Origin of the sequence: Streptomyces sp. NPDC048504 (assembly GCF_043200035.1) — a bacterium.
In the GTDB taxonomy this organism is placed as follows: domain Bacteria; phylum Actinomycetota; class Actinomycetes; order Streptomycetales; family Streptomycetaceae; genus Streptomyces.
In genome coordinates this window covers 1-21,658 of the sequence record NZ_JBICXA010000022.1, presented here as the reverse complement: position 1 = coordinate 21,658, position 21,658 = coordinate 1, and the positions used below count along the sequence as shown (strand labels likewise).

At 68.8% G+C, this 21,658-nt stretch carries 20 protein-coding genes and 1 riboswitch; of the genes, 8 read left to right on the top strand and 12 right to left on the bottom strand.

The window, feature by feature from the left end; all coding sequences use genetic code 11:
- Positions 1-154: 154 nt before the first annotated feature.
- Positions 155-309, bottom strand: a riboswitch (cobalamin riboswitch).
- A 22-nt stretch (positions 310-331) separates the two neighbouring features.
- The 6 genes from ACGFY9_RS41595 to ACGFY9_RS41570 form a co-directional block, all read right to left on the bottom strand.
- On the bottom strand, positions 332-838 hold the full coding sequence (locus ACGFY9_RS41595) for a GNAT family N-acetyltransferase (RefSeq protein WP_393763237.1): 507 nt from the start codon (positions 836-838) through the stop codon (positions 332-334).
- A 120-nt stretch (positions 839-958) separates the two neighbouring features.
- Positions 959-2,569: a monocarboxylate uptake permease MctP gene (mctP, locus tag ACGFY9_RS41590; protein WP_393763235.1), complete on the bottom strand. Its 1,611-nt coding sequence runs from the start codon at positions 2,567-2,569 to the stop codon at positions 959-961.
- Positions 2,566-2,829: a DUF3311 domain-containing protein gene (locus ACGFY9_RS41585; protein WP_393763233.1), complete on the bottom strand. Its 264-nt coding sequence runs from the start codon at positions 2,827-2,829 to the stop codon at positions 2,566-2,568. Before ACGFY9_RS41585 ends, mctP begins: the two co-directional genes overlap by 4 nt.
- A gap of 152 nt (positions 2,830-2,981) precedes the next feature.
- Positions 2,982-3,194, bottom strand: coding sequence for a YbdD/YjiX family protein (locus tag ACGFY9_RS41580; protein WP_393763231.1), 213 nt, complete (start codon positions 3,192-3,194; stop codon positions 2,982-2,984).
- Positions 3,166-5,307 (bottom strand): carbon starvation CstA family protein, encoded by a 2,142-nt coding sequence (locus tag ACGFY9_RS41575; RefSeq protein ID WP_393763229.1) that lies wholly within the window; start codon positions 5,305-5,307, stop codon positions 3,166-3,168. The genes ACGFY9_RS41580 and ACGFY9_RS41575 overlap by 29 nt, the downstream gene beginning before the upstream one ends.
- 68 nt (positions 5,308-5,375) lie before the next feature.
- Positions 5,376-6,140, bottom strand: coding sequence for a GntR family transcriptional regulator (locus ACGFY9_RS41570; RefSeq protein ID WP_033282079.1), 765 nt, complete (start codon positions 6,138-6,140; stop codon positions 5,376-5,378).
- Positions 6,141-6,449: 309 nt separating this feature from the next.
- On the opposite strand from ACGFY9_RS41570, the gene ACGFY9_RS41565 reads away from it, so the two are divergent.
- From ACGFY9_RS41565 to ACGFY9_RS41550, 4 genes are all read left to right on the top strand, one after another.
- Positions 6,450-7,736, top strand: a complete 1,287-nt coding sequence (locus tag ACGFY9_RS41565; protein WP_393763227.1) for an extracellular solute-binding protein — start codon at positions 6,450-6,452, stop codon at positions 7,734-7,736.
- 312 nt (positions 7,737-8,048) lie between these two features.
- Entirely contained in the window at positions 8,049-9,032 is a 984-nt protein-coding gene (locus ACGFY9_RS41560; protein WP_393763225.1) for a carbohydrate ABC transporter permease, read from the top strand.
- The gene (locus ACGFY9_RS41555) at positions 9,029-9,892 is read left to right on the top strand and encodes a carbohydrate ABC transporter permease (protein WP_393763223.1); all 864 of its coding nucleotides are present in this window, start codon (positions 9,029-9,031) and stop codon (positions 9,890-9,892) included. The genes ACGFY9_RS41560 and ACGFY9_RS41555 overlap by 4 nt, the downstream gene beginning before the upstream one ends.
- An 8-nt stretch (positions 9,893-9,900) precedes the next feature.
- Positions 9,901-11,427 (top strand): glycoside hydrolase family 3 protein, encoded by a 1,527-nt coding sequence (locus ACGFY9_RS41550; RefSeq protein ID WP_393763221.1) that lies wholly within the window; start codon positions 9,901-9,903, stop codon positions 11,425-11,427.
- Between the two features lie 106 nt (positions 11,428-11,533).
- Here the strand turns inward: ACGFY9_RS41550 and nagB are convergent, their stop codons facing one another.
- Positions 11,534-12,319: a glucosamine-6-phosphate deaminase gene (gene nagB / locus ACGFY9_RS41545; RefSeq protein ID WP_393763219.1), complete on the bottom strand. Its 786-nt coding sequence runs from the start codon at positions 12,317-12,319 to the stop codon at positions 11,534-11,536.
- 214 nt (positions 12,320-12,533) lie between these two features.
- On the opposite strand from nagB, the gene ACGFY9_RS41540 reads away from it, so the two are divergent.
- Both ACGFY9_RS41540 and ACGFY9_RS41535 read left to right on the top strand, forming a co-directional pair.
- Positions 12,534-13,604 (top strand): SIS domain-containing protein, encoded by a 1,071-nt coding sequence (locus ACGFY9_RS41540; protein WP_393763217.1) that lies wholly within the window; start codon positions 12,534-12,536, stop codon positions 13,602-13,604.
- 362 nt (positions 13,605-13,966) lie between these two features.
- A complete protein-coding gene (locus ACGFY9_RS41535; RefSeq protein WP_366490390.1) occupies positions 13,967-15,433 on the top strand; it encodes a PAS domain-containing sensor histidine kinase in 1,467 nt (488 codons plus the stop codon).
- Positions 15,434-15,604: 171 nt separating this feature from the next.
- Here the strand turns inward: ACGFY9_RS41535 and ACGFY9_RS41530 are convergent, their stop codons facing one another.
- Both ACGFY9_RS41530 and ACGFY9_RS41525 read right to left on the bottom strand, forming a co-directional pair.
- On the bottom strand, positions 15,605-15,862 hold the full coding sequence (locus ACGFY9_RS41530) for a WhiB family transcriptional regulator (protein WP_006142322.1): 258 nt from the start codon (positions 15,860-15,862) through the stop codon (positions 15,605-15,607).
- 319 nt (positions 15,863-16,181) lie between these two features.
- Complete coding sequence (locus ACGFY9_RS41525; RefSeq protein WP_318018745.1) at positions 16,182-17,150, bottom strand: diacylglycerol kinase family protein; 969 nt, start codon at positions 17,148-17,150, stop codon at positions 16,182-16,184.
- Between the two features lie 116 nt (positions 17,151-17,266).
- Between ACGFY9_RS41525 and ACGFY9_RS41520 the strand changes: the two genes are divergently transcribed.
- A complete protein-coding gene (locus tag ACGFY9_RS41520) occupies positions 17,267-17,725 on the top strand; it encodes a hypothetical protein (protein ID WP_393763215.1) in 459 nt (152 codons plus the stop codon).
- A 72-nt stretch (positions 17,726-17,797) separates the two neighbouring features.
- Here ACGFY9_RS41520 and ACGFY9_RS41515 read toward each other — a convergent pair whose 3' ends face one another.
- The 3 genes from ACGFY9_RS41515 to ACGFY9_RS41505 all read right to left on the bottom strand — a co-directional run bounded on the left by ACGFY9_RS41515 (position 17,798) and on the right by ACGFY9_RS41505 (position 19,868).
- Complete coding sequence (locus ACGFY9_RS41515; RefSeq protein WP_393763213.1) at positions 17,798-18,931, bottom strand: RNA polymerase sigma factor SigF; 1,134 nt, start codon at positions 18,929-18,931, stop codon at positions 17,798-17,800.
- Positions 18,928-19,341 carry an anti-sigma regulatory factor gene (locus ACGFY9_RS41510; RefSeq protein ID WP_393763211.1) on the bottom strand — a complete coding sequence of 138 codons (414 nt, stop codon included), beginning with the start codon at positions 19,339-19,341 and terminating at the stop codon, positions 18,928-18,930. Before ACGFY9_RS41510 ends, ACGFY9_RS41515 begins: the two co-directional genes overlap by 4 nt.
- A 266-nt stretch (positions 19,342-19,607) precedes the next feature.
- Positions 19,608-19,868, bottom strand: a complete 261-nt coding sequence (locus tag ACGFY9_RS41505; protein ID WP_393763209.1) for a UBP-type zinc finger domain-containing protein — start codon at positions 19,866-19,868, stop codon at positions 19,608-19,610.
- 62 nt (positions 19,869-19,930) lie between these two features.
- On the opposite strand from ACGFY9_RS41505, the gene ACGFY9_RS41500 reads away from it, so the two are divergent.
- Entirely contained in the window at positions 19,931-21,526 is a 1,596-nt protein-coding gene (locus tag ACGFY9_RS41500; RefSeq protein WP_393763207.1) for a Na+/H+ antiporter, read from the top strand.
- Positions 21,527-21,658: the final 132 nt, after the last annotated feature.

The following is a 21,658-nucleotide window of genomic DNA, read 5'->3' as shown; positions in this document are numbered from 1 at the left end:
TGATGCCGGCTCTGCTGGCGCGATGGTCACGGTGGGGCTCTCCCTCGCTCGGCACGGGGCCTCGCCGAGGGCAGGCGGCAGTACACGAGCGCACGGGGCGTCGCGTCCACCGGCCCACTCCACGAGGCCCGGACGTCATGCGCCCTGGCCGGGTGGCCGGACGCGCGCCGTCGGCAGGTCCTCGGACTGACCATGCGTGCATATGCACGTAAGTACACCGTTGCGGGACAGTTCCGGATTCGCACCGGATTCCCCTGCGGCGACAGCGAGCATGAGCATACATCTTGTGCCGGGTTGTCGTGGCACCACCAGATGTTGTGTCGCGGCGGTTTCAGAGTGTCAGCTTGTAGGTGAGCAGAGTGAGATCGTCCAGGTGTGGCACGGGATTCCAGTCCCGGTCGGGTGTGCGGACGAAACCCAGGCGTTCGTAGATGCGGTGGGCTGCGTGCATGGAGCTCTGGGTCGACAGGACGATGGTTGTGCAGGCTTCTGTGGTTCGGGCGCGGGTGATGCAGGCACGTACCAGGGCCTCGCCGGCGCCTCGGCCGCGGGCCTCGCGGGACACGGCGAGCATCCTTATCTCGGCCTCTCCGGGTTTCGCGATGTCGGCCATCGGGCCGCCGGACGGGACGAAGGTCACTCCGCCGAGGATGTGGTCGTCGTTCAGAGCGACGAGTACGTCGGCTGCGGCGGCTCGCTTTGCTACGGCTCTCAACTCGTCGAGGTAGCTGTCGCTCTCGCCGAAGTCCAGGAGGCCGTCCTGGAGGTAGGCCTGTGCTGTGATCTCGCCGAGGGTCTCGTATTCGGTGGGGTTCGCTCGGCGGATGAGGATGTCCATGTGGGCCAGTGTGTACGAACAGCGGGCCGCCGAGGGGGTGCTCTCGGTGGCCCGCTGCGGGTTCGTCGTGGCTGGTCGCGCAGTTCCCCGCGCCCCTTGGGTTGGGCCACTCACCCAGTGCTAATGAGTCGCCCCTGCTGTTGCCGGAGGCAGCTCCACCTGTACCCCCGGGTCGCCCGCGTCCGCCGTGTAGTCGCCGGGGCTGGTCTCGTCGATGCCCTCCGGGGCCTTGAACGCCTTCAGGGCGAAGGTGAGGACCACCGTCACGACGACGTTCAGCACGAACGCCGTCAGGCCGATGTAGCCGATCTCGCCGATGCCGGGGATCTCCTTGGACGAGCCGCCGAAGTGGTCCTGGGTCGGGGAGGCGACGCCGTACGCGGCGAGGGTGCCGTAGATCATGCCGGCCGCCCAGCCGGCGAGGAGGGCCCAGCGGTGGAACCAGCGGGTGAAGAGGCCGCCTACCAGGGCCGGGAAGGTCTGGAGGATCCAGATGCCGCCCAGGAGCTGGAAGTTGATGGCGACCGTCTTGTCCATCGTCAGGACGAAGGCCAGGGCGCCTACCTTCACCAGGAGCGAGACGATCTTGGAGACCTTGGTCTCCTGGGCCGGGGTCGCGTCGGGCTTGATGAAGTCCTTGTAGATGTTGCGGGTGAAGAGGTTCGCGGCCGCGATGGACATGATGGCTGCCGGGACGAGGGCGCCGATGCCGATCGCCGCGAAGGCCACGCCCGCGAACCAGTCCGGGAACATGTTCTCGAAGAGCTGGGGGATCGCCAACTGGCCGTTGGTGACCTTGACTCCGGCCGCGATCGCCATGAAGCCGAGCAGCGCGAGCAGGCCCAGCATCAGTGAATACAGCGGCAGGATCGTGGTGTTGCGGCGGATCACGTTGCGGCTCTTCGAGGAGAGGGTCGCGGTGATCGAGTGCGGGTACATGAACAGGGCCAGTGCCGAGCCCAACGCCAGTGTGGCGTACGTCCATTGGCCCGCCGGTGCGGGGACGAGTCCGCCCGTTCCCGCCGCCTTGAACTTGGCGCCCGCCGCGCTGAAGATGTCGTCGAAGCCGCCGAGCTTGATCGGGATGTAGATGATCGCCACCGCGATCACGATGTAGATCAGCCCGTCCTTCACGAACGCGATCAGCGCGGGGGCGCGGAGGCCGGAGGAGTAGGTGTACGCGGCCAGCACCGCGAACGCGATCAGCAGCGGCAGGTCCTTCACGAACCAGTTGGAGCTCGCGCTGCCGCCCACGCCCATGACGTCCAGCACGGCCTGGATGCCGACCAGTTGGAGCGCGATGTACGGCATCGTCGCGAGGATGCCGGTGACCGCCACCGCCAGCGACAGCCCCTTCGAGCCGAAGCGGCCGCGTACGAAGTCCGAGGTCGTCACGTATCCGTGCTTGTGCGACACCGACCAGAGGCGGGGCAGGAACGTGAAGATGAGGGGGTAGACGAGGATCGTGTACGGCACCGCGAAGAAGCCGGCCGCGCCCGCCGCGTAGACCGCCGCCGGGACCGCCACGAACGTATACGCCGTGTAGAGGTCGCCGCCGAGCAGGAACCAGGTGACCCAGGTGCCGAACGACCGTCCGCCCAGGCCCCATTCGTCGAGGCTCTGCTCGTTGTCGGCCCGGCGCCAGCGTGCGGCCAGGAAGCCGAGGGCCGTGACGGCCAGGAAGAAGAAGATGAAGACGCCGAGAGCGACGCCGTTCACGCCGTCGTTCACCGGTTACCTCCATGGCGGGTCCGCTGGTCGCGCTGCCACAGCTTGTAGGCGGTCATCGTCAGCGCGGTCGAGATCAGCACCCAGAGCATCTGGTACCAGTAGAAGAACGGGACGCCGATGAACGTGGGGTCGATCTTTGTGTAGGAGCCGACCCAGAGCAGCGCCACGAACGGCGCGATGAGGCAGACCGCGATGACGACGCGGGCCGGTGTCACCACCGGTGGGCCCGCTTCGGGCGGAACTTCGGGTACGTCTGACATGTCGCGGCTCCGTCACCTCAATGATCGCCTGTGTAATGCGCAGGCAATGTAGGTCACGGCGTCGCGCGTGCGGAAGACCCCGTCCGTATATCGGCATGTCGATTCTGTGAAGACGTGACATCGGTGTCAACGGAGGCCGGCAACGGCCGGCGTCAACAGCAGCGGAAGCCCTGCCGTGGATCGGCCTCCTGGCGGTCTGTCCGCGTGCGTTCGAAGTCGCGGCGGCTGGGGACCTCGGCGTCCGGGTGGTTCCGGCGTACGTGCGCGACATAGCGGTCGTACGCCGACTCATCCGTCAACTCCCGGACGTACCACCGCACTCCACCGACCAGCCGGCTAGCCGCCCGTCTGAGCGCCGACCGCATCCCGTGTCGCCTCCTCCTTCTCCTCCCGGGTCGGGATCAGCCCGGCCGGTGCCACGATGTTCGACTCGACGTACGGCGTCTCGCTCAGGGTGGAGAGCGCGGGGCGGCGGATATGGCGGACGCAGACCCGGAGGGCGTCCGCGATCACGACCACGACGAGCACCGCCAGAATGGCCGAAAGCACCCCGTCCACCGTGGAGTTGGTGACGACGGTGTGCATGTCGTCCATCGACTTGGCGGGCGGCAGGACCTTGCCCGCGTCGATCGCGTCCTGGAACACCGAGCGCTGCTTGAAGAAGCCCACCTTCGGGTCGCTGGAGAACACCTTCTGCCAGCTCGCGGTCAGGGTGACCGTGGCGTCCCAGGCGAGTGGAATCCCGGTGATCCAGGCCCACTTGAGGCGTCCGGACTTCACCAGGAGAGTGGTGCAGACGGCCAGGGCGACGGCCGCGAGGAGCTGGTTGGAGATGCCGAAGATCGGGAAGAGCTGGTTGATCCCGCCGAGGGGTTCGTGGACGCCGACCCAGAGGAAGTAACCCCAGAGGGCGCACACGATCGCGCTCGTCAGGGCCAGGCCAGGCCGCCAACTCACGTTCCTGAAAGGCCGGTAGACGTTCCCGAGCATGTCCTGGAGCATGAACCGGCCCACCCGCGTGCCCGCGTCCAGCGCGGTCAGGATGAACAGCGCCTCGAACATGATCGCGAAGTGGTACCAGAAGGCGCGCAGGCTCCCGCCGGTCACCTTGGAGAAGATCTCCGAGACGCCGACCGCGAGGGTGGGCGCACCGCCGGTGCGGGACAGCAGACTCGCTTCGTCGACGTTCTTCGCGGCCTGCGCGAGGTCGGCGGGGGAGATGTGATACCCCCAACTGCTCACCACCTGCGAGGCGTTCTGCACCGTCGTGCCGATCGCGCCCGCCGGGGCGTTCATCGCGAAGTAGAGACCCGGGTCGATGATGCTCGCGGCGACCAGGGCCATCACGGCGACGGACGACTCCATCAGCATGGCGCCGTAGCCGATCATGCGGATCTGGGTTTCCTTCTGGATCATCTTCGGGGTCGTGCCGCTGGAGATGAGCGAGTGGAAGCCGGACAGGGCGCCGCAGGCGATCGTGATGAAGACGAACGGGAAGAGCGAGCCGGCGAAGACCGGGCCGTTGCCGTGCTTGGCGAAGTCGGTGACGGCGGGCATCTTCAGGTCGGGCAGGGCGATCACGACCCCGATCGCCAGCAGGCCGATCGTGCCGATCTTCATGAAGGTGGAGAGGTAGTCGCGCGGGGCGAGCAGGGTCCACACGGGCAGGATCGAGGCGACGAAGCCGTAGACCACCAGCCAGATCACCAGCGTCGACGGTGCGAGGGTGAAGGTGCCGGCCCAGGACGACTCGGCGACCCAGCGGCCCGCGACCAGGGCGAGCAGCAGCAGGGCCACGCCGATGAGGGAGACCTCGGAGACCCTGCCTGGGCGAAGTACCCGTAGATAGAAGCCCATCAGCAGGGCGATCGGGATGGTCATGCCGATGGAGAAGGTGCCCCAGGGGGAGGAGGCCAGCGCGTTCACGACGACCAGGGCCAGCACGCCGAGCAGGATGATCATGATGGCGAAGGTGGCGATCAGCGCGGCCGCGCCGCCGAAGGGGCCGATCTCCTCGCGGGCCATCTGGCCAAGTGACCTGCCGTCGCGGCGAGTTGAGAAGAACAGCACCACCATGTCCTGGACAGCGCCCGCGAAGATGACCCCGGCGATGATCCAGACCGTGCCGGGCAGGTAGCCCATCTGCGCGGCGAGTACGGGTCCGACGAGCGGGCCCGCGCCGGCGATCGCGGCGAAGTGGTGGCCGAGCAGGACGCGGCGGTCGGTGGGGTGGTAGTCGATGCCGTTGTCGAGGCGTTCTGCCGGGGTGGCCCGGGTGCCGTCGACCTTCAGGACCTTGTACGCGATGAACTTCGCGTAGAAGCGGTAGGCGATGGCGTACGAGCCGAGCGCGGCGGCGACCATCCAGGCGGCCGACACGTTCTCGCCCCGCGCCAGCGCGAGCACGGACCAGCCCGCCGCGCCGACGAGCGCGACGAGGGTCCAGACGACGATGGTTCGGACGTTCGCGGTACGCACCGGGTGGTCCTCCCGTCCATGCGGCGACGGGAGGAACGTAGAGCAACCCGGGTAACTCCGTAAGTCCCCTAGTCCTGCGGGCGCTTCAGTCGCGCCACGAACTTGTACCGGTCCCCCCGGTACACCGACCGTACCCACTCCACCGGCTTGCCCTCCTTGTCGAGGGAGTGGCGGGAGAGCATCAGCATGGGCAGGCCGACGTCGGTGCTGAGGAGGCCGGCCTCGCGGGGGGTGGCCAGCGAGGTCTCGATGGTCTCCTCGGCCTCGGCGAGGTGGACGTCGTAGACCTCGGCCAACGCGGTATAGAGCGACGTGTACTTGACGAGTGACCTGCGCAGGGCGGGGAAGCGCTTCGCGCTGAGGTGGGTCGTCTCGATGGCCATCGGTTCGGCGTTGGCCATGCGGAGGCGCTCGATGCGCAGGACCCGGCCGCCGGCGGTGATGTCGAGCAGGTCGGCGAGGGTGTCGTCGGCGGTGATGTAGCCGATGTCCAGGAGCTGCGAGGTCGGTTCGAGGCCCTGGGCGCGCATGTCCTCGGTGTACGAGGTGAGTTGGAGGGCCTGGGAGACCTTCGGCTTGGCGACGAACGTGCCCTTGCCCTGGATGCGCTCCAGGCGGCCCTCGACGACGAGTTCCTGCAGGGCCTGGCGCACGGTGGTGCGCGAGGTGTCGAACTCCGCGGCCAGGGTGCGCTCGGGCGGGACAGGGGTGCCGGGCGGCAGCGTCTCCGTCATGTCGAGGAGGTGCTTCTTCAGGCGGTAGTACTTCGGCACACGCGCGGTGCGGACGGTGGCCCCACCCTCGTTCTCCGCACTGCTGACGTCGGTGCTCATGCTCCGCCTTCCCGGCTCCGGACAAGGGTCACTTGGTGATCCCCTCTGTATACCGTCGCCGTCTCTTTTGGTCTAGTCCACAGCGCCAAGTGGTCTAGCGGAAGAGAGTACTCCGGCACCGTTGTTTTCGCTGCCTTCTTACTTAAAGGTTCCTGCATATGTAGGTCGCATAACGGCTGGTCAGGGGTGTTTCGGGGGCTCTTGACAGGCCCTGTGGTCTGGTCCAAGCTCCCGGTACTGGTCTACACCATTGGTTCAGGTCCCGGCTCTTGGGCGGGAGGTGTGGCAGGCATCCCTGAGGAGGGTGGCGTGAAGCGCAAGCTGATAGCCGCGATCGGTATCGCGGGCATGATGGTCTCCATCGCGGCGTGCGGGGGCAACGACGACAAGGGCTCTTCGAACAGCGGCGCCGACGCCAAGGAGCTGACCGTCTGGCTCACCGTCGACGCGCAGAACAACTGGCCCCAGCTGGTGAAGGCGGCCGACGCGGCCGTGCAGAAGGCGCACCCGGGCGTCAAGATCAAGCACGAGTACTACGGCTGGCCGGACAAGAACACCAAGCTCGACGCGGTTCTCGCCACCGACAAGGCGCCCGACGTGGTCGAGATGGGCAACACCGAGATGCTGAGCTACATGGTCAAGGGCGCCTTCGCACCCGTCGACCCCGCCAAGTTCACCAACTCCTCCGCCTGGCTCGACGGCCTCAAGGCCTCGGTGACCTACGACGGCAAGACCTACGGCGTCCCCTACTACGCCGGTGGCCGCGTCGCCAACTGGCGCAAGGACATCGCCGCTTCGGTCGGCGTCAAGGCGCCCCCGACGACGTACACCGAGCTGACCGCCGACCTGGACAAGATCCAGAAGAAGGAAGGCAGCAAGTTCAGCGCCTGGTACCAGCCCACCCGTGACTGGTACGCGGCCATGTCCTTCGTCTACGACGCCGGCGGCGCCATCGCCACCCAGTCCGGCAGTGAGTGGAAGGCCAGCCTCTCCTCGCCCGAGTCCGTCAAGGGGCTCAACGAGTGGAAGTCGGTCATCGACAAGTACATGCACGGCGACAAGACCAAGGACGAGTCCGACCGTTACATCGTCTACGGCCAGGGCAAGGCGTCCATGATCTTCGCCGCCGCGTGGGAGGGCGCGACCGCCGCCGACCCGAAGAACGACAAGACCGGCGGCAAGCTGAAGACGGACCTCGTCAACTTCGTGATGCCCGGCCCGTCCGGCAAGAACATGCCCGTGTTCCTGGGCGGTTCGGACCTCGCCGTCCCGGTGAAGTCCAAGGCGCAGGCCCTCGCCGCCGAGTGGATCAACGCCTTCACCGGTCCGTCCGGCCAGAAGGGCCTGATGGCCAAGGGCAACCTGCCGAACAACAAGACCGACCTCGCGACGCTGAAGAGCGACCCCGCGACGGCGGTCCCGGCCACTGCGGCCGAGTCCAACTGGTTCGTCCCGATGGCACCGGGCTGGGGCCAGGTCGAGAAGGCCCAGGTCCTGCAGACCATGCTGCAGAACATCGGCACCGGCAAGAAGTCGGTGGCGGACGCCGCGAAGGAAGCGGACGCCGCGATCGACAAGGTCATCAACACCAAGTGACCCAGGGCCCTGCCGTCGAACTCCCGCCTGCCCGGCGACGCCTGGCACGCACTCCCCCACTGCCCAAAAGGCGCGGGGGGACCCCCAGCTGCGTTGCCGAACCGCCCACGTGGCTCCGCCACGAGGACGCTCCGGCGCCTTGCGATCGCACGCACCAGACGCCGCCGGGCCCGCCCTTCGGGCGGACGACGGGAGTTCGACGGCAGGACCCAGCGCGGGGCCCTGTTGGACACCTTGGTGTTCTCGGGGCAGGGCCCCGCGCCCCGGACGAAGCACGGCCGTACGACCTGAGGGATCGCTGAGGAGCGCGCGATGAGTGCCGACACGACCACCCCTGCCAAGGTGCCGCCGCCGCGGCAGGCGCCCCCACCGCGCGTCTCCGGCGCACCCCGCAGACGGGGGACATCGAGCGGGGCCGGGATCCCCTGGCTGCTGCTCGCGCCCTGTCTGCTCATCCTCGCCCTGGTCATGGGCTATCCGCTGGTCCGCCTGGTCACGCTGTCCTTCCAGTCCTTCGGCCAGTCCCAGCTGTGGGGCTTCAAGCCCGCCGAGTGGATCGGCTTCGACAACTTCTCCGGGATCCTCGGCGACGGCGAGTTCTGGGGCGTCGTCGTCCGCACGATCGTCTTCGCGGCCGGCTCGGTCATCTTCACGATGGTCGCCGGCATGGCACTCGCCCTGCTCCAGCAGAAGGTCTCCGGCTGGATGAAGACCCTCATCAACATTGTCCTGGTGGCCAGTTGGGGCATGCCGGTCATCGTCGCGACCACCGTCTTCAAGTGGCTCTTCGACTCGGACTACGGCGTCTTCAACGCCCTGCTCAGCAAGTTGCCGGGCGTCGACATGATCGGCCACAACTGGTTCGCCAGCGGACCGCAGGGCCTCCTCGTGATCATGCTGCTGGTGGTGTGGGGCGCGGTGCCCTTCGTGGTGATCACCCTCAGCGCCGGACTCACCCAGGTCCCCCAGGAGTTGGAGGAGGCGGCCCGTCTCGACGGCGCCGGCGCGTGGGGTGTCTTCCGGTACGTCACCCTGCCCATCCTCAAGCCGATCATCGTGATGCTCACGACCCTGTCGGTGATCTGGGACATGGGCGTCTTCCCCCAGGTGTTCGTGATGCGCGGCGGCCACCCCGAGGCCGACTTCCAACTGCTCAGCACCTATTCGTACGACCGTGCCTTCGTCGTCAACGACTACGGACAGGGTTCCGCGATAGCCCTGGTCACGGTGGTGCTGCTGCTCGGGGTCGTCGCCGTCTACATGCGTCAGATGCTTCAGATCGGAGAGGTCGAATGAGCGCGCTCACGACCGATGCGCCCAAGACGTCGGGCGGTGGCCGCCGGAAGTCGAAGCTGGGCTGGAACCTCGTGGGCCTGCTCGTCTTCGTCGTCGTCGGCTTCCCCCTCTACTGGATGCTCGACACGGCGTTCAAACCGGCCAAGGACGCCATCGACCCGGACCCGAGCCTGCTGCCCACCGGCATCACGCTCGACAACTTCCGCCGGGCGCTGGACATCGCGGACTTCTGGGGCCCGGTCGGCCGCAGCCTCATCGTGTCCCTGTCGGTGGTCGTGATCGGCGTCGTCGTCGGCCTGCTGGCCGCGCTCGCGATCTCCCGCTTCGCCTTCCGCGGCCGCAAGATCGTGATCGTCGGCATCCTCGCGGTCCAGATGGTCCCGCTGGTCTCGATGATCATCCCGGTCTTCCTGCTCCTGAACGACCTCGACCAGTACGACAAGCTCTCCGGCCTGGTCATCACGTACCTGACCTTCATCCTCCCGTTCACGGTGTGGACCCTGCGCGGCTTCATCGTCAACATCCCGAAGGAGCTGGAGGAGGCGGCCATGGTCGACGGCTGCTCCCGCACCGGCGCCTTCATCCGCGTGGTCTTCCCGCTCCTGGCCCCGGGCATGGTCGCCACCTCGGTCTACGGCTTCATCCAGGCCTGGAACGAGTACCTGTACGCCCTGATGCTGCTCAGCCAGGAGCACCAGACGGCGACCGTCTGGCTCGGCAACTTCACCACCAAGCACGGCACCGAGTACGCCCCGATGATGGCCGGCGCCACGATGATGGCCGTGCCGATCGTCGTCCTGTTCCTCATCGTCCAGCGCAAGATGGCCGCGGGGCTGACCGCCGGCGCTGTGAAGGGATAACGCCACCGATGACGACACTCGCCAGCGGTACAGACACCCTGACGCGCGACGCCCTCACCGTCCTGCAACCGGGCTTTCCCGGCACCACCGCTCCCGACTGGCTGCTACGGCGCCTCGGCGAAGGCCTCGCCTCGGTGGGCCTGTTCGGCCGCAACATCGCCTCGCCTGATCAACTGGCCGCCCTGACCGCCCAGTTGAGGTGTGAACGGGACGACGTCCTGGTCGCGATCGACGAGGAGGGCGGAGACGTCACCCGCCTGGAGGCCCGCACGGGTTCCTCCTTCCCGGGCAACCACGCCCTGGGCGCGGTGGACGACGTAGAACTCACCAGGGCGGTGGCGCACGAACTGGGCCGCCGACTCGCGGCCTGCGGCGTGAACCTGAACTGGGCCCCCTCCGCGGACGTCAACTCCAACCCCTCCAACCCGGTCATCGGCGTCCGGTCCTTCGGCGCCGACCCGGAGTTGGTGGCCCGGCACACGGCGGCCTACGTCACCGGCCTCCAGTCGGCGGGCGTCGCCGCCTGCACGAAACACTTCCCGGGCCACGGCGACACGGCGGTCGACTCCCACCACGCGCTGCCGCGCATCGACGCCGAGCTGTCGGTCCTGGAGCAACGCGAGCTGCTCCCGTTCCGCGCGGCCATCGCCGCAGGCAGCCGCGCGGTGATGAGCGCCCACATCCTGGTCCCCACCCTGGACCCGGACCGCCCGGCCACCCTCTCCCTCCGCGTCCTCACCGACCTCCTCCGCGGCCGACTCGGCTACGACGGCCTCATCGTCACCGACGCCATCGAGATGCAGGCCATCGCCGCCACCTACGGCATCGAACGCGGCAGCGTCATCGCCATCTCCGCCGGTGCCGACGCGCTCTGCGTGGGCGGAGGCCTCGCGGACGACGAGACGGTACGACGGCTGCGCGACGCGCTGGTGGGGGCGGTGCGGTCGGGGGAGCTGCCGGAGGAGCGCCTGGCCGAAGCGGCGGAACGGGTACGGGGGTTGGCTCAGTGGACGGCTTCCGGTGCCGCCGCTGCTTCGGAACCGGAAGCCGACGCACAGACGGGCTCCGCCTCGGCAGGAAGCGTGACGCGCGTCGACATCGGTCTCGTCGCCGCCCGCCGCGCCCTCACGGTCACCGGCGCCGAGGACTTCACCCCGCTCACCGAACCGCCGTACGTCGCTCTCCTCACCCCGGTCGCCAACATCGCCGTGGGCGACGAGACCCCCTGGGGCGTGGCCGCCGAACTCGAACGGCTCCTGCCCGGCACGGAGACGGCCGGCTTCGCCGGGGACGACGCGGGGAGTGTGATCCTCAAGGCGGCCGGGACCCGGCGCATCGTGGCCGTGGTCCGGGACGAACACCGGCACCCCTGGATGGCGGCCGCCCTCGACACTCTGCTGGCCGCCCGGCCCGACACCGTCGTGGTCGAGATGGGTGTCCCGCAGGCCCCGCCCCGAGGTGCCCTGCACATCGCGACTCACGGCGCGGCCCGTGTCTGTGGCCACGCGGCGGCGGAGGTCATCGCGGGCGCGTGACGTGAGCCGGGGGAGCGACCCCGACCAGGGGAACACCTCCGAATACACCGGTGCCGGGCCCTCCACGAGCGGGCCCGGCACCGGCACGTACGGATGTGAGATCGCGTCAGATCCCTTGCCAGTCCGGCTTGTTGACGAACGTGTGCCGGAAGTAGTCCGCGAGCTTCAGCTTGGACGCGGCGCCCTCGTCGACCACGACCGTCGCATGCCGGTGCAGCTGCAGCGCCGACGCCGGGCACACCGCGGCGACCGGCCCCTCCACGGTCGCGGCGACCGCGTCCGCCTTGCCCTCGCCGGTCGCGAGCAGCACCAGGTGCCGGGCCTCCAGGATCGTGCCGATGCCCTGGGTGATGACGTGGTGCGGCACCTGCTCGATGTCACCGTCGAAGAACCGCGCGTTGTCCACCCGCGTCTGCTCGGTCAGCGTCTTGATCCGGGTCCGCGAGGCAAGCGACGAGCACGGCTCGTTGAACCCGATGTGCCCGTCGGTCCCGATGCCCAGCACCTGCAGATCGACCCCGCCGGCCTCGCCCAGCGCCCGGTCGTACGCCTCGCAGGCCGCCTGCACGTCCTCGGCGGTCCCGTCCGGGCCGAAGAAGGCGTCCATCCCGATGCCGAGCGGCTCCAGCACCTCGCGCCGCAGGACCGAGCGGTACGACTCCGGGTGCTCGGCGGGCAGCCCCACGTACTCGTCGAGCTGGGCGATCCGGGCCCGCGAGGTGTCCACGGCCCCGGCGCGGACCTTGGCGGCGAGGGCTTCGTAGATGGGCAGCGGCGTCGACCCGGTGGCCACGCCGAGAAGGGCGTCCGGCTTGCGCCGGAGCAGCTGTGCCATGGCCTCGGCGATGAGTTCGCCGCCCGACTTGGCGTCCGGAACGATGACAACTTCCACGCTGGCCTGCCGTTCTGCAGAGGGGCTTCGAGGAGCCCGGAGGAGCTGTGTGGTTTAGACCAATCCGCGCACCAATCTAACAGAGGAGGCTCCTGCCTCCCAGAGTTCGCCGCCTGTCCGAGAACCGGTAACCGCCCCACAGAGGCGCACCTCGCGCAGAGGGGGTGAAATGGACACCGCAGCACAGCCCCGACCGACCTCCGGAGGACCCCGCATGACCGCCACGACCCCGGCCCCCGACAGCGAACTCCCCGGCCGGATCATGGCCCGCGAGATGGCCGAACAGCCCGCGGTCCTGCGCCGCATCCTGGACGAGGGCGCCCCGCGCATCCGCCAGGTAGCCCAGGAGGTCGCCGCCCGCAAGCCCCGCTTCGTGCTGCTCACCGCCCGCGGCACCTCCGACAACGCGGCCCTCTACGCCAAGTACCTCCTGGAGATCCGCCTCGGCCTGCCCTGCGGACTCACCTCGATGTCGACGACCACGGCCTACGGCGCCCGCCCCGACCTGACCGACGTCCTCGTCGTCACCGTCAGCCAGTCCGGCGGCTCCCCGGACCTGGTGGCCTCGACCCGGGCCGCCCGCGAGGCCGGCGCGATCACGGTCGCGGTGACCAACAACCCGGACTCACCGCTGGCCGCCGTGTCCGAGTACCACGTCGACATCATGGCGGGTCCGGAGAAGGCGCTCCCGGCGACCAAGACGTACACGGCCTCGCTCCTCGCGCTCTACCTCTTCGTCGAGGGCCTGCGCGGCGGCGACGGCGCGCAGGCCAAGGCGCTGCCCGACCTCGCCGAGCAGCTCCTCGCCCGCCAGGACGAGGTCCGCTCCCTCGCCTCCCGCTACCGCTTCGCCGAGCGGATGGTGATCACCTCGCGCGGCTACGGCTATCCCACCGCAAAGGAAGCCGCCCTCAAGCTGATGGAGACCAGCTACATCCCGGCTCTCGCCTACTCCGGTGCCGACCTCCTGCACGGCCCCCTCGCCATGGTGGACAACGTCTCCCCGGTCATCGCGGTCGTGACGGCGGGCAAGGGCGGCACCGCCCTCCAGCCCGTGCTGGACCGGCTGCGCGGCCGGGGCGCCGACCTGGTCGTCATCGGCCCGGCCGGCCAGGTCGAGCAGGCCTCGGCCGGTTTCGTCCTGCCCGTCGAGGGCGTCCCCGAGGAACTCCAGCCGATCCTGGAGATCCTCCCGCTCCAGCTCCTCGCCTACGAGGTCACCATCGCCCGCGGCCAGGACCCGGACGCGCCCCGCGCGCTGGCCAAGGTGACGGAGACCCGCTGAGTCCGAGTCCGTGTTTCGGCCACGGAAATTCCCATGACCAATCAGTCCCGCACAGGACCCGACACGGTTAGGCTCTTCAACGTCCTTCAAAGCATGGACACCGCATGTGGTCTAGTCCACAATGTGTTACAGGCGTAAGCCTCCGTCCTCCCCGCACAGGAGGACGGACCGAGGAACCGAGGCTCTCTGCCCTGACTGCCCCGGCTCCTCATCCATCGGCCGATCGGGACCGCACACCCCGTGGCCGTTGCTGCTCCGGGCTGCGGTGCCGAGAGGGCTGAGGGTCCCTCTCAGGCGCCGCGGCCCGCGGGTGTTTTTAGGACAGGTACAGACCGGCGGGTACGCTCGCAGACGTGCCCTCCATGAACGAACTCGTACGCCAGCACACAGCACTCGACGACTCCGATCTCGAGTGGCTGCACCTGCTGGTCTCGGAGTGGCAGCTGCTCTCCGACCTCTCCTTCGCCGACCTGGTCCTGTGGGTCCCCACACGTGACGGCACCCGCTATGTCTCCGTCGCCCAGATGCGGCCGAACACGGGCCCCACCTCGTACCAGGACGACATGGTCGGCCACCTCGTCCCGCGCGGCCGCCGCCCCATGCTGGACGCGGCCCTGGACGAGGGCCGGATCGTCCGCGAGGGCGACCCCGAGTGGCGCGAAGAGGTCCCCGTCCGGGTCGAGTCGATTCCGGTACGACGGGACGGGCGCGTCCTGGGTGTCATCGCGCGCAACACGAATCTCCTCACCGTACGCACCCCGAGCCGCCTCGAACTCACCTATCTGCAGAGCGCGTCGGACCTCGCGCAGATGATCGCGGCCGGTTCCTTCCCGTTCCCGAACCAGCAGGTCGACATGGACGCCTCGCCGCGCGTCGGCGACGGACTGATCCGGCTCGACGGCGACGGCATCGTGCAGTACGCCTCGCCCAACGCGCTGTCCGCGTACCACCGCATGGGCCTCGCCACCGACCTCGTCGGCCAGCCGCTGGGCACGACCACCGCCGAACTCGCCCCCACCCGGGGCCCGGTGGACGAGGCACTCGCCAAGCTCGCCAGCGGATGGGCGCCGCGCGAGTTCGAGATCGAGGCACGCGACGGAGTCATCCAGTTCCGGGCGATCCCCCTCAAACCCAAGGGCACCCGCATCGGTTCACTGGTGCTGCTCCGGGACGTCACCGAACTGCGGCGCCGAGAGCGGGAGTTGATCACCAAGGACGCGACCATCCGGGAGATCCACCACAGGGTGAAGAACAACCTCCAGACAGTTGCCGCCCTGTTGCGCCTCCAGGCCCGCCGGATCGACTCCGAGCGCGGCCGGGAGGCCCTGGAGGAGGCCGTACGCCGGGTCGGCTCGATCGCGATCGTGCACGAGACGCTGTCCCAGAACCTGGACGAGCGCGTGGAGTTCGACGAGATCGCCGACCGGGTGCTCGCGATGGTCGCCGAGATCTCCCCGGGCAAGGTCACCGGCCGGCGCAGCGGCCGCTTCGGGATACTGGACGCCGAGGTCGCGACCCCGCTCTCCATGGTCCTCACCGAGATCCTGCAGAACGCCCTCGAACATGGCTTCCGCGAGGGCGAGACGGGCACGGTCGAGGTCTCCGCCGTCCGCGGCGGCACCTCGAAGGAGGCCCGCCTCCTGGTCACCGTGCAGGACGACGGCGTGGGCCTCCCCGAGGGATTCGACCCGCACCGCTCCGGCAATCTGGGCCTGCAGATCGTACGGACGCTCGTGGAGGGCGAGTTGGGCGGCACGTTCGACATGGTGCCGGGGCCGGAGCGGGGAACCCGGGTGATCCTGGACGTGCCGGTGCAGGCGCACAAGTGACGTACGGGGGCGGGGTGTTCGGGAACAGCAAAGAGCCCCGGATCATCAACTGATCCGGGGCTGCTCGCTCGTTGCTATGCGCATCGGGGGTACTGCGCGCTGCGGCTCGGGGGCGGGAGATGCGTACTCGCTGTACGCGCCGCCAAGCTCAGGCTGTTAGCAGGGTGGGCGTCAGGCGGAGGCCTGACGGGCACGGTTGCGAGCAGCGCGGCGCTTCATGGCGCGGCGCTCGTCCTCGCTGAGACCACCCCAGACGCCGGAGTCCTGGCCGGACTCGAGCGCCCACTGCAGACACTGGTCCATAACGGGACAGCGACGGCAGACGGCCTTGGCTTCCTCGATCTGCAGCAGCGCAGGACCGGTGTTGCCGATGGGGAAGAAGAGCTCGGGGTCTTCCTCGCGGCAAACGGCGTTGTGACGCCAGTCCATGGCTGCTACCTCTCCTTGGTATTACGTGCGGGTTGCTTGTGAATGTGAACGCTTTCACGAATCCCTCAACAAGTGAAGGGCCGAACGCCAGGTTCACTGGCGGGGTCCTGTGGATTGAAGAGGGGTTCCGGTGATCCGTGGAGGCCGGTGTTGCGGGCCGTCTCGATCGCCACGTAGAGACTCGCAAACCTCAGCGGCGGATACAACCCCTTCCGGAAAGTTTTTTTTGATTCCTCGGTGTCGACTAGGTCACAGCCGTACTTCCATGGGGTGGACCCTGGTCTAAACGTTCGAGTGAAAGGACTTCAGCCCTTTCTGCTCACACAATCACACGCAGTGCACGGCGTACGCCTGTGAACGTCACGCTCGTACGCAGTCCGAGGTGGTCGCCGTCCATCTGGAGGGGCAGAGGGACCTTCGAATGCAAGGTGAACTCACTCAGGTCGTGCAGAGCCGCAGCGTGCTTGCCATGAGGCCCGCGTTCGGGGGACGAAGTGAGCAACTGCGTCCCATACCGGGCAACCGCGGCGCTGGACAGGCGGCTGAGACCGAGTACGTCGAGGCCTTTATCGAACGACGCCTTAGGTGACGTGTACATCGGGCGATTGCCGAGATACGTCCAGGGCGAGGTGTTCGAGACTATGGCCACCACCAGATCGGTGACCGGGTCCTCGCCGGGCTGCTCCAGCGTGATCGTCCCGTGCCGGCGGTGCTGCTCGCCGAGGAACTGCCGGACCACCTGACGCACGTACAGCGCATGCGTCGATTTCTTGCCCTGCTCCCGCTGCTGCTCGACCCGTCCGACCACCCCGGCGTCGAACCCGAGCCCGGCGTTGAAGGTGAACCAGCGCGAGGGCACGGCCTCGTCCTCGGTGCCGGGCGTCCCGGATGTCAGCCCCAGGCCGACCGTGCGCTCGCGGCCCTCGCGCAGGGCGTCCAGGATGGCGCCGGTCGCTTCCACGGCGTCGTTGGGCAGGCCCAGGGCGCGGGCGAAGACGTTGGTGGAGCCGCCGGGGACCACAGCGAGACCCGGCAGGCGCTCCGGGTCGGGGCCGGTGTGCAGCAGGCCGTTGACCACCTCGTTGACCGTGCCGTCGCCGCCGAGGGCCACGACCAGATCGACGTTCCCGCTCTCCGCGGCCTGCCGGCCGAGGTCGCGCGCATGCCCTCTGTACTCGGTGGTGACCGCTTCCAACTTCATCTCGCTCGCGAGTGCGTGGAGCAGGACGTCGCGCGTACGTGCGCTTGTGGTGGTTGCCGCCGGATTGACCACGAGAAGTGCACGCATGAGTTGCAGCGTACCTACTGGGGGGTACTCGGCCCATACCGAGGTAGGCGTTGGGTAAGAGGAGAGGGCGTGAGCCTGAACACCTGGGGCCGGATCCCGAGGGCTACCCTTCTGGGGTGAGTGCTCAGCAGACCCCCGCCCCGGAGACCGACGGCCCCGACGGACACCGTCCGCGCCGTCTGACCTACGCGGCGGCCCTCGTCGCCGTCGAGGGGCTCGCGCTGGCCGTCGCCGGAGTGTGGATCCTCGTCCTGGGCCTCACCGGCGAACCGGACGACCGCCAGCAGGCCGTGACCGGTGGCGTGACCCTGGTGGTGCTCGCGCTGCTGCCGCTGCTCGCCGCACGCGGACTGATCGGGCAGCGAAGCTGGAGCCGGGGCCCGGCCGTCATCACCCAGGTCATGGCACTGCCCGTGGCCTACAACCTGCTCCAGGCCGACAGTGTGGCCATCCCGGCCGGTATCGCGCTCGCGGTGGTCGCCATCGCCGCGCTGGTGCTGCTGGTGAACCCGGCGACGACACAGGCCCTCGGAATCCGAGGGCCCGGCCGTGGAACCGAGGAGCCGAAGAGCTGACTCCGGGCGGAGCCTGCTCCTGGACGCCTCTTCTTTCTTGACGTCTGCGTCTTTCTTTGACGTCTACGTGTCCTATTCCTCGATGAGGAGCTTCTCCCGCAGCTGGGCCAGCGTCCGGGCCAGCAGCCGGGACACGTGCATCTGCGAGATGCCGACCTCCTGCGCGATCTGCGACTGCGTCATGTTGCCGAAGAACCGGAGCAGCAGGATGCGCTTCTCGCGGGGCGGCAGGTCCTCCAGCAGCGGCTTGAGCGACTCGCGGTACTCGACGCCCTCCAGGGCCTCGTCGTACGCGCCGAGCGTGTCCGCGACCGCCGGTGACTCGTCGTCCGTGTCCGGGACGTCCAGGGACAGTGTGGAGTAGGCGTTGGCCGACTCCAGGCCCTCCAGGACCTCCTCCTCCGAGATGCCCAGCTTCTCGGCCAGCTCGTGGACCGTGGGGGAGCGGCCGTGCCGCTGCGAGAGCTCCGCCGTCGCCGTGGTCAGCGACAGGCGCAGCTCCTGGAGCCTGCGCGGGACGCGCACCGCCCAGCCCTTGTCACGGAAGTGCCGCTTGATCTCGCCGACGACCGTCGGGGTCGCGTACGTCGAGAACTCGACCCCGCGCTCCGGGTCGAAGCGGTCGACCGACTTGATCAGGCCGATGGTGGCGACCTGGGTCAGGTCGTCCAACGGCTCGCCGCGGTTGCGGAAGCGGCGCGCGAGGTGCTCGACGAGCGGCAGGTGCATACGGACCAGCCGGTTGCGCAGCTCCGCGTACTCGACGCTGCCGTCCTTGAGCGTGCGCAGCTCGATGAAGAGTGCGCGCGCCCCGCTGCGGTCCTGGGGGTCGTGCCGTGTGACCTGCACGCTCTGCGCGCCCGCCACGTCGTCCCGCTCGTGCTCGTTCATCGCCTGGCCCGTCGCCCCTTCCCGAGCTTTCGCCTCCTCCCCCGCGCTCGACCCAGTCGGAGCGGGGGAACCCCCGGCAACGGGGGAGACCCCACCAATACGCACGGCACCGTCCTGCTCACGTTGACCGTCGTCCATCACACCGGCCTCCGAGGGTTCTTCCTCCGGGTGCGGCCGGGCCTGCTCGGGGATTTGGCCGCGTGGCACGAGGGCGCCGTCGTCCGCCGTGCGGCGGGATCCGCCTGAGCCGCCCTCGGCCGGCAGCTCCCGTGTGCCGCGCTCTTCGTCCCGCACCGGCCCGTCCCCGTTCCTCACGCCGGCCCGGGTCCCGCGCCGCGCTGTTTGTAGAGGCTGATCGAAACGGTCTTGTCCTCGTCGACTGCCGATGAGACCTTGCCCGCGAGGGCCGAGAGCACGGTCCAGGCGAAGGTGTCGCGCGAGGGGGCGTGACCGTCCGTCGTCGGGGCGGAGACGGTGACTTCGAGCGATTCGTCCACGAGGCGGAAGACACAGCTGAGCACCGAGCCCGGCACGGCCTGCTGGAGCAGGATCGCGCAGGCCTCGTCCACCGCGATGCGAAGGTCCTCGATCTCGTCGAGGGTGAAGTCCAAACGGGCCGCGAGGCCGGCCGTGGCCGTCCGCAGCACCGACAGGTAGGCACCCGCAGCCGGCAGCCGGACTTCCACGAAGTCCTGGGTCGCGGGCTCGCCTGCGATCTGGGACACCCTCACCTCCAAGGTGGTACAAGCTCTTTCGGGGGCCCAGGGGTCGCCCCCCGGGGTAACGCGATACTTGGTTCAGCGGTGACGCTACCGCGCTCCGAACTTTTCTGTCCCCGGGACCCCAACCCCATGCTGTCACTCATAGTAAACCTACGGATACGCTCCGTGGCTAGGGGTCCTGCGGGCCCAATTGGGAAGAGCGCGCGCCGGGTTGACGTACCCAGACGTCAGACGGTCGAACCGTCGAAACCGGGGGTCGGATTACGGCGTCACAGGAGTACGTGGTCGACGAAGCACCAACGCCAGCTCTCCCCCTGCTCGAACGTCCGCATCACCGGATGTCCGGAGTCCTTGTGATGTGCTGTGGCGTGGCGCAGGGGCGAGGAGTCGCAGCAGGCGACATGGCCGCAGAAGAGGCACAGTCGCAGCTGCACCGGGTGGGTGCCTGCCGCCAGACACTCCAGACAGGTCTCGCTCTGGGGCCCCGGTTCGGGGAGCGGCAGCGCGTCGGCGTGCGTGCACTGTTTCATGATTGCCAGATTACGACGGGTGTGCGGTTGGCCGCGCGAAAAAACGAGGGCGGGCGAGAACGATGGACGTGATGCCACTGCTGTTGCTGGTGGCGGGGAGCGCCGTGGTGGCCGCCGCGGCCCGGCGCACCCCGGTGCCGGCACCGCTGCTGCTGGTCGCGGTCGGGCTGGTCGTCTCGTACGTCCCGGGGGTGCCCGACTACACCCTCGATCCTGAGGTCGTACTGCCGCTGCTGCTGCCCCCGCTGCTGTACACGTCGGCCACCGACAGCTCGTACCTCGACCTGCGGGCCCAAGTGCGGCCCGTGGCACTGCTGTCGGTCGGCTACGTGCTCTTCGCCACGTTCGTCGTCGGCTGGGCCGCCTATGTGATCGTGCCGGGGCTGCCGCTGACCGCCGCCCTGGTGCTGGGCGCGGTGGTGGCGCCGCCGGACGCGGTCGCGGCGACGGCGGTGGCCCGCCGGGTCGGACTGCCGTCACGGATCACGACGATCCTCCAGGGCGAGTCCCTGCTCAACGACGCCACCGCGATCACCGCCTACAAGGTGGCCCTCGCGGCCGCGATCGGCGAGGGCGCCACCTGGGCCGGCGGTATCGGCGAGTTCCTGCTCGCGGCGGTCGGCGGTGTCGGTATCGGGCTCCTCCTGATGGTGCCGATCCACTGGCTGCGCACCCACCTCAAGGAGGCGCTGCTGCAGAACACGCTCTCGCTGCTGATCCCGTTCATTGCCTACGCGGTCGCCGAGCAGGTGCACGCCTCCGGGGTGCTCGCCGTCGTGGTCGTGGCGCTCTATCTGGGTCACCGCGCGTGGGAGGTCGATTTCGCGACCCGCCTCCAGGAGGAGGCCGTCTGGAAGATGGTCGCCTTCGTCCTGGAGTCGGCGGTGTTCGCCCTGATCGGGCTCCAACTGCCGGTGGTTCTCAAGGGACTTGGCGAGTACCGGGGCCTGGACGCCGCCTGGTACGCGATCGCCGTCTTCCTGGTCGTCGTCGTGACCCGGTTCGTGTGGGTGTACCCGGCGGCCTTCATTCCCCGCATCCTGTCGGCGCGGATCAGGGAGCGCGAGGACAGCCCCACCTGGAAGGGGGCGATGACCACCGCGTGGGCCGGCATGAGAGGCGTGGTCTCGCTGGCCATCGCCTTCTCGATCCCGCTCACGGTGCACGGCGGCGACCCCTTCCCGCAGCGCAACCTCATCCTGTTCCTGACCTTCACGACCGTCATCGGCACCCTGGTGGTGCAGGGCCTGAGCCTGCCCCCGATCATCCGGCTGCTGAAGTTCCCCGGCCGCGACCAGCAGGCCGAGACGCTCGCCGAGGCCAACGCCCAGGCACAGGCCTCCCGGGTCGCCGAAAAACGCCTGGAGGCCCTTCTGGAGGACGAACGCAACGCCCTGCCGCCTCCTCTCGCCGACCGCCTCCGCGAGGTCCTGGAACGCCGCCGCAACGCCGTCTGGGAGCGCCTCGGCGCCACCAACCCCGTCACCGGCGAGACCGTCGACGACACCTACCGCCGCCTCTCCCGCGAGATGATCAGCGCCGAACGCTCAATGTTCGTCCGCCTCCGCGACGGTCGCTACATCGACGACGAGATGCTCCGCACCTTGCTGCGCAGGCTGGACCTGGAGGAGGCGGCGGCTTACCGGGAGGCGGCTTAGGTCTGTCGGGGGCCGCTCGGGCTTGTGGCGAGGGCCCCTAGGCCGTTTCTGATGGCTCTTGGTGGGCTGGGTGGATCTCGGGGTTTGCCGGGCAGCAGCTCCGTATGGTGCGGCGACACGAGCTGACGGATG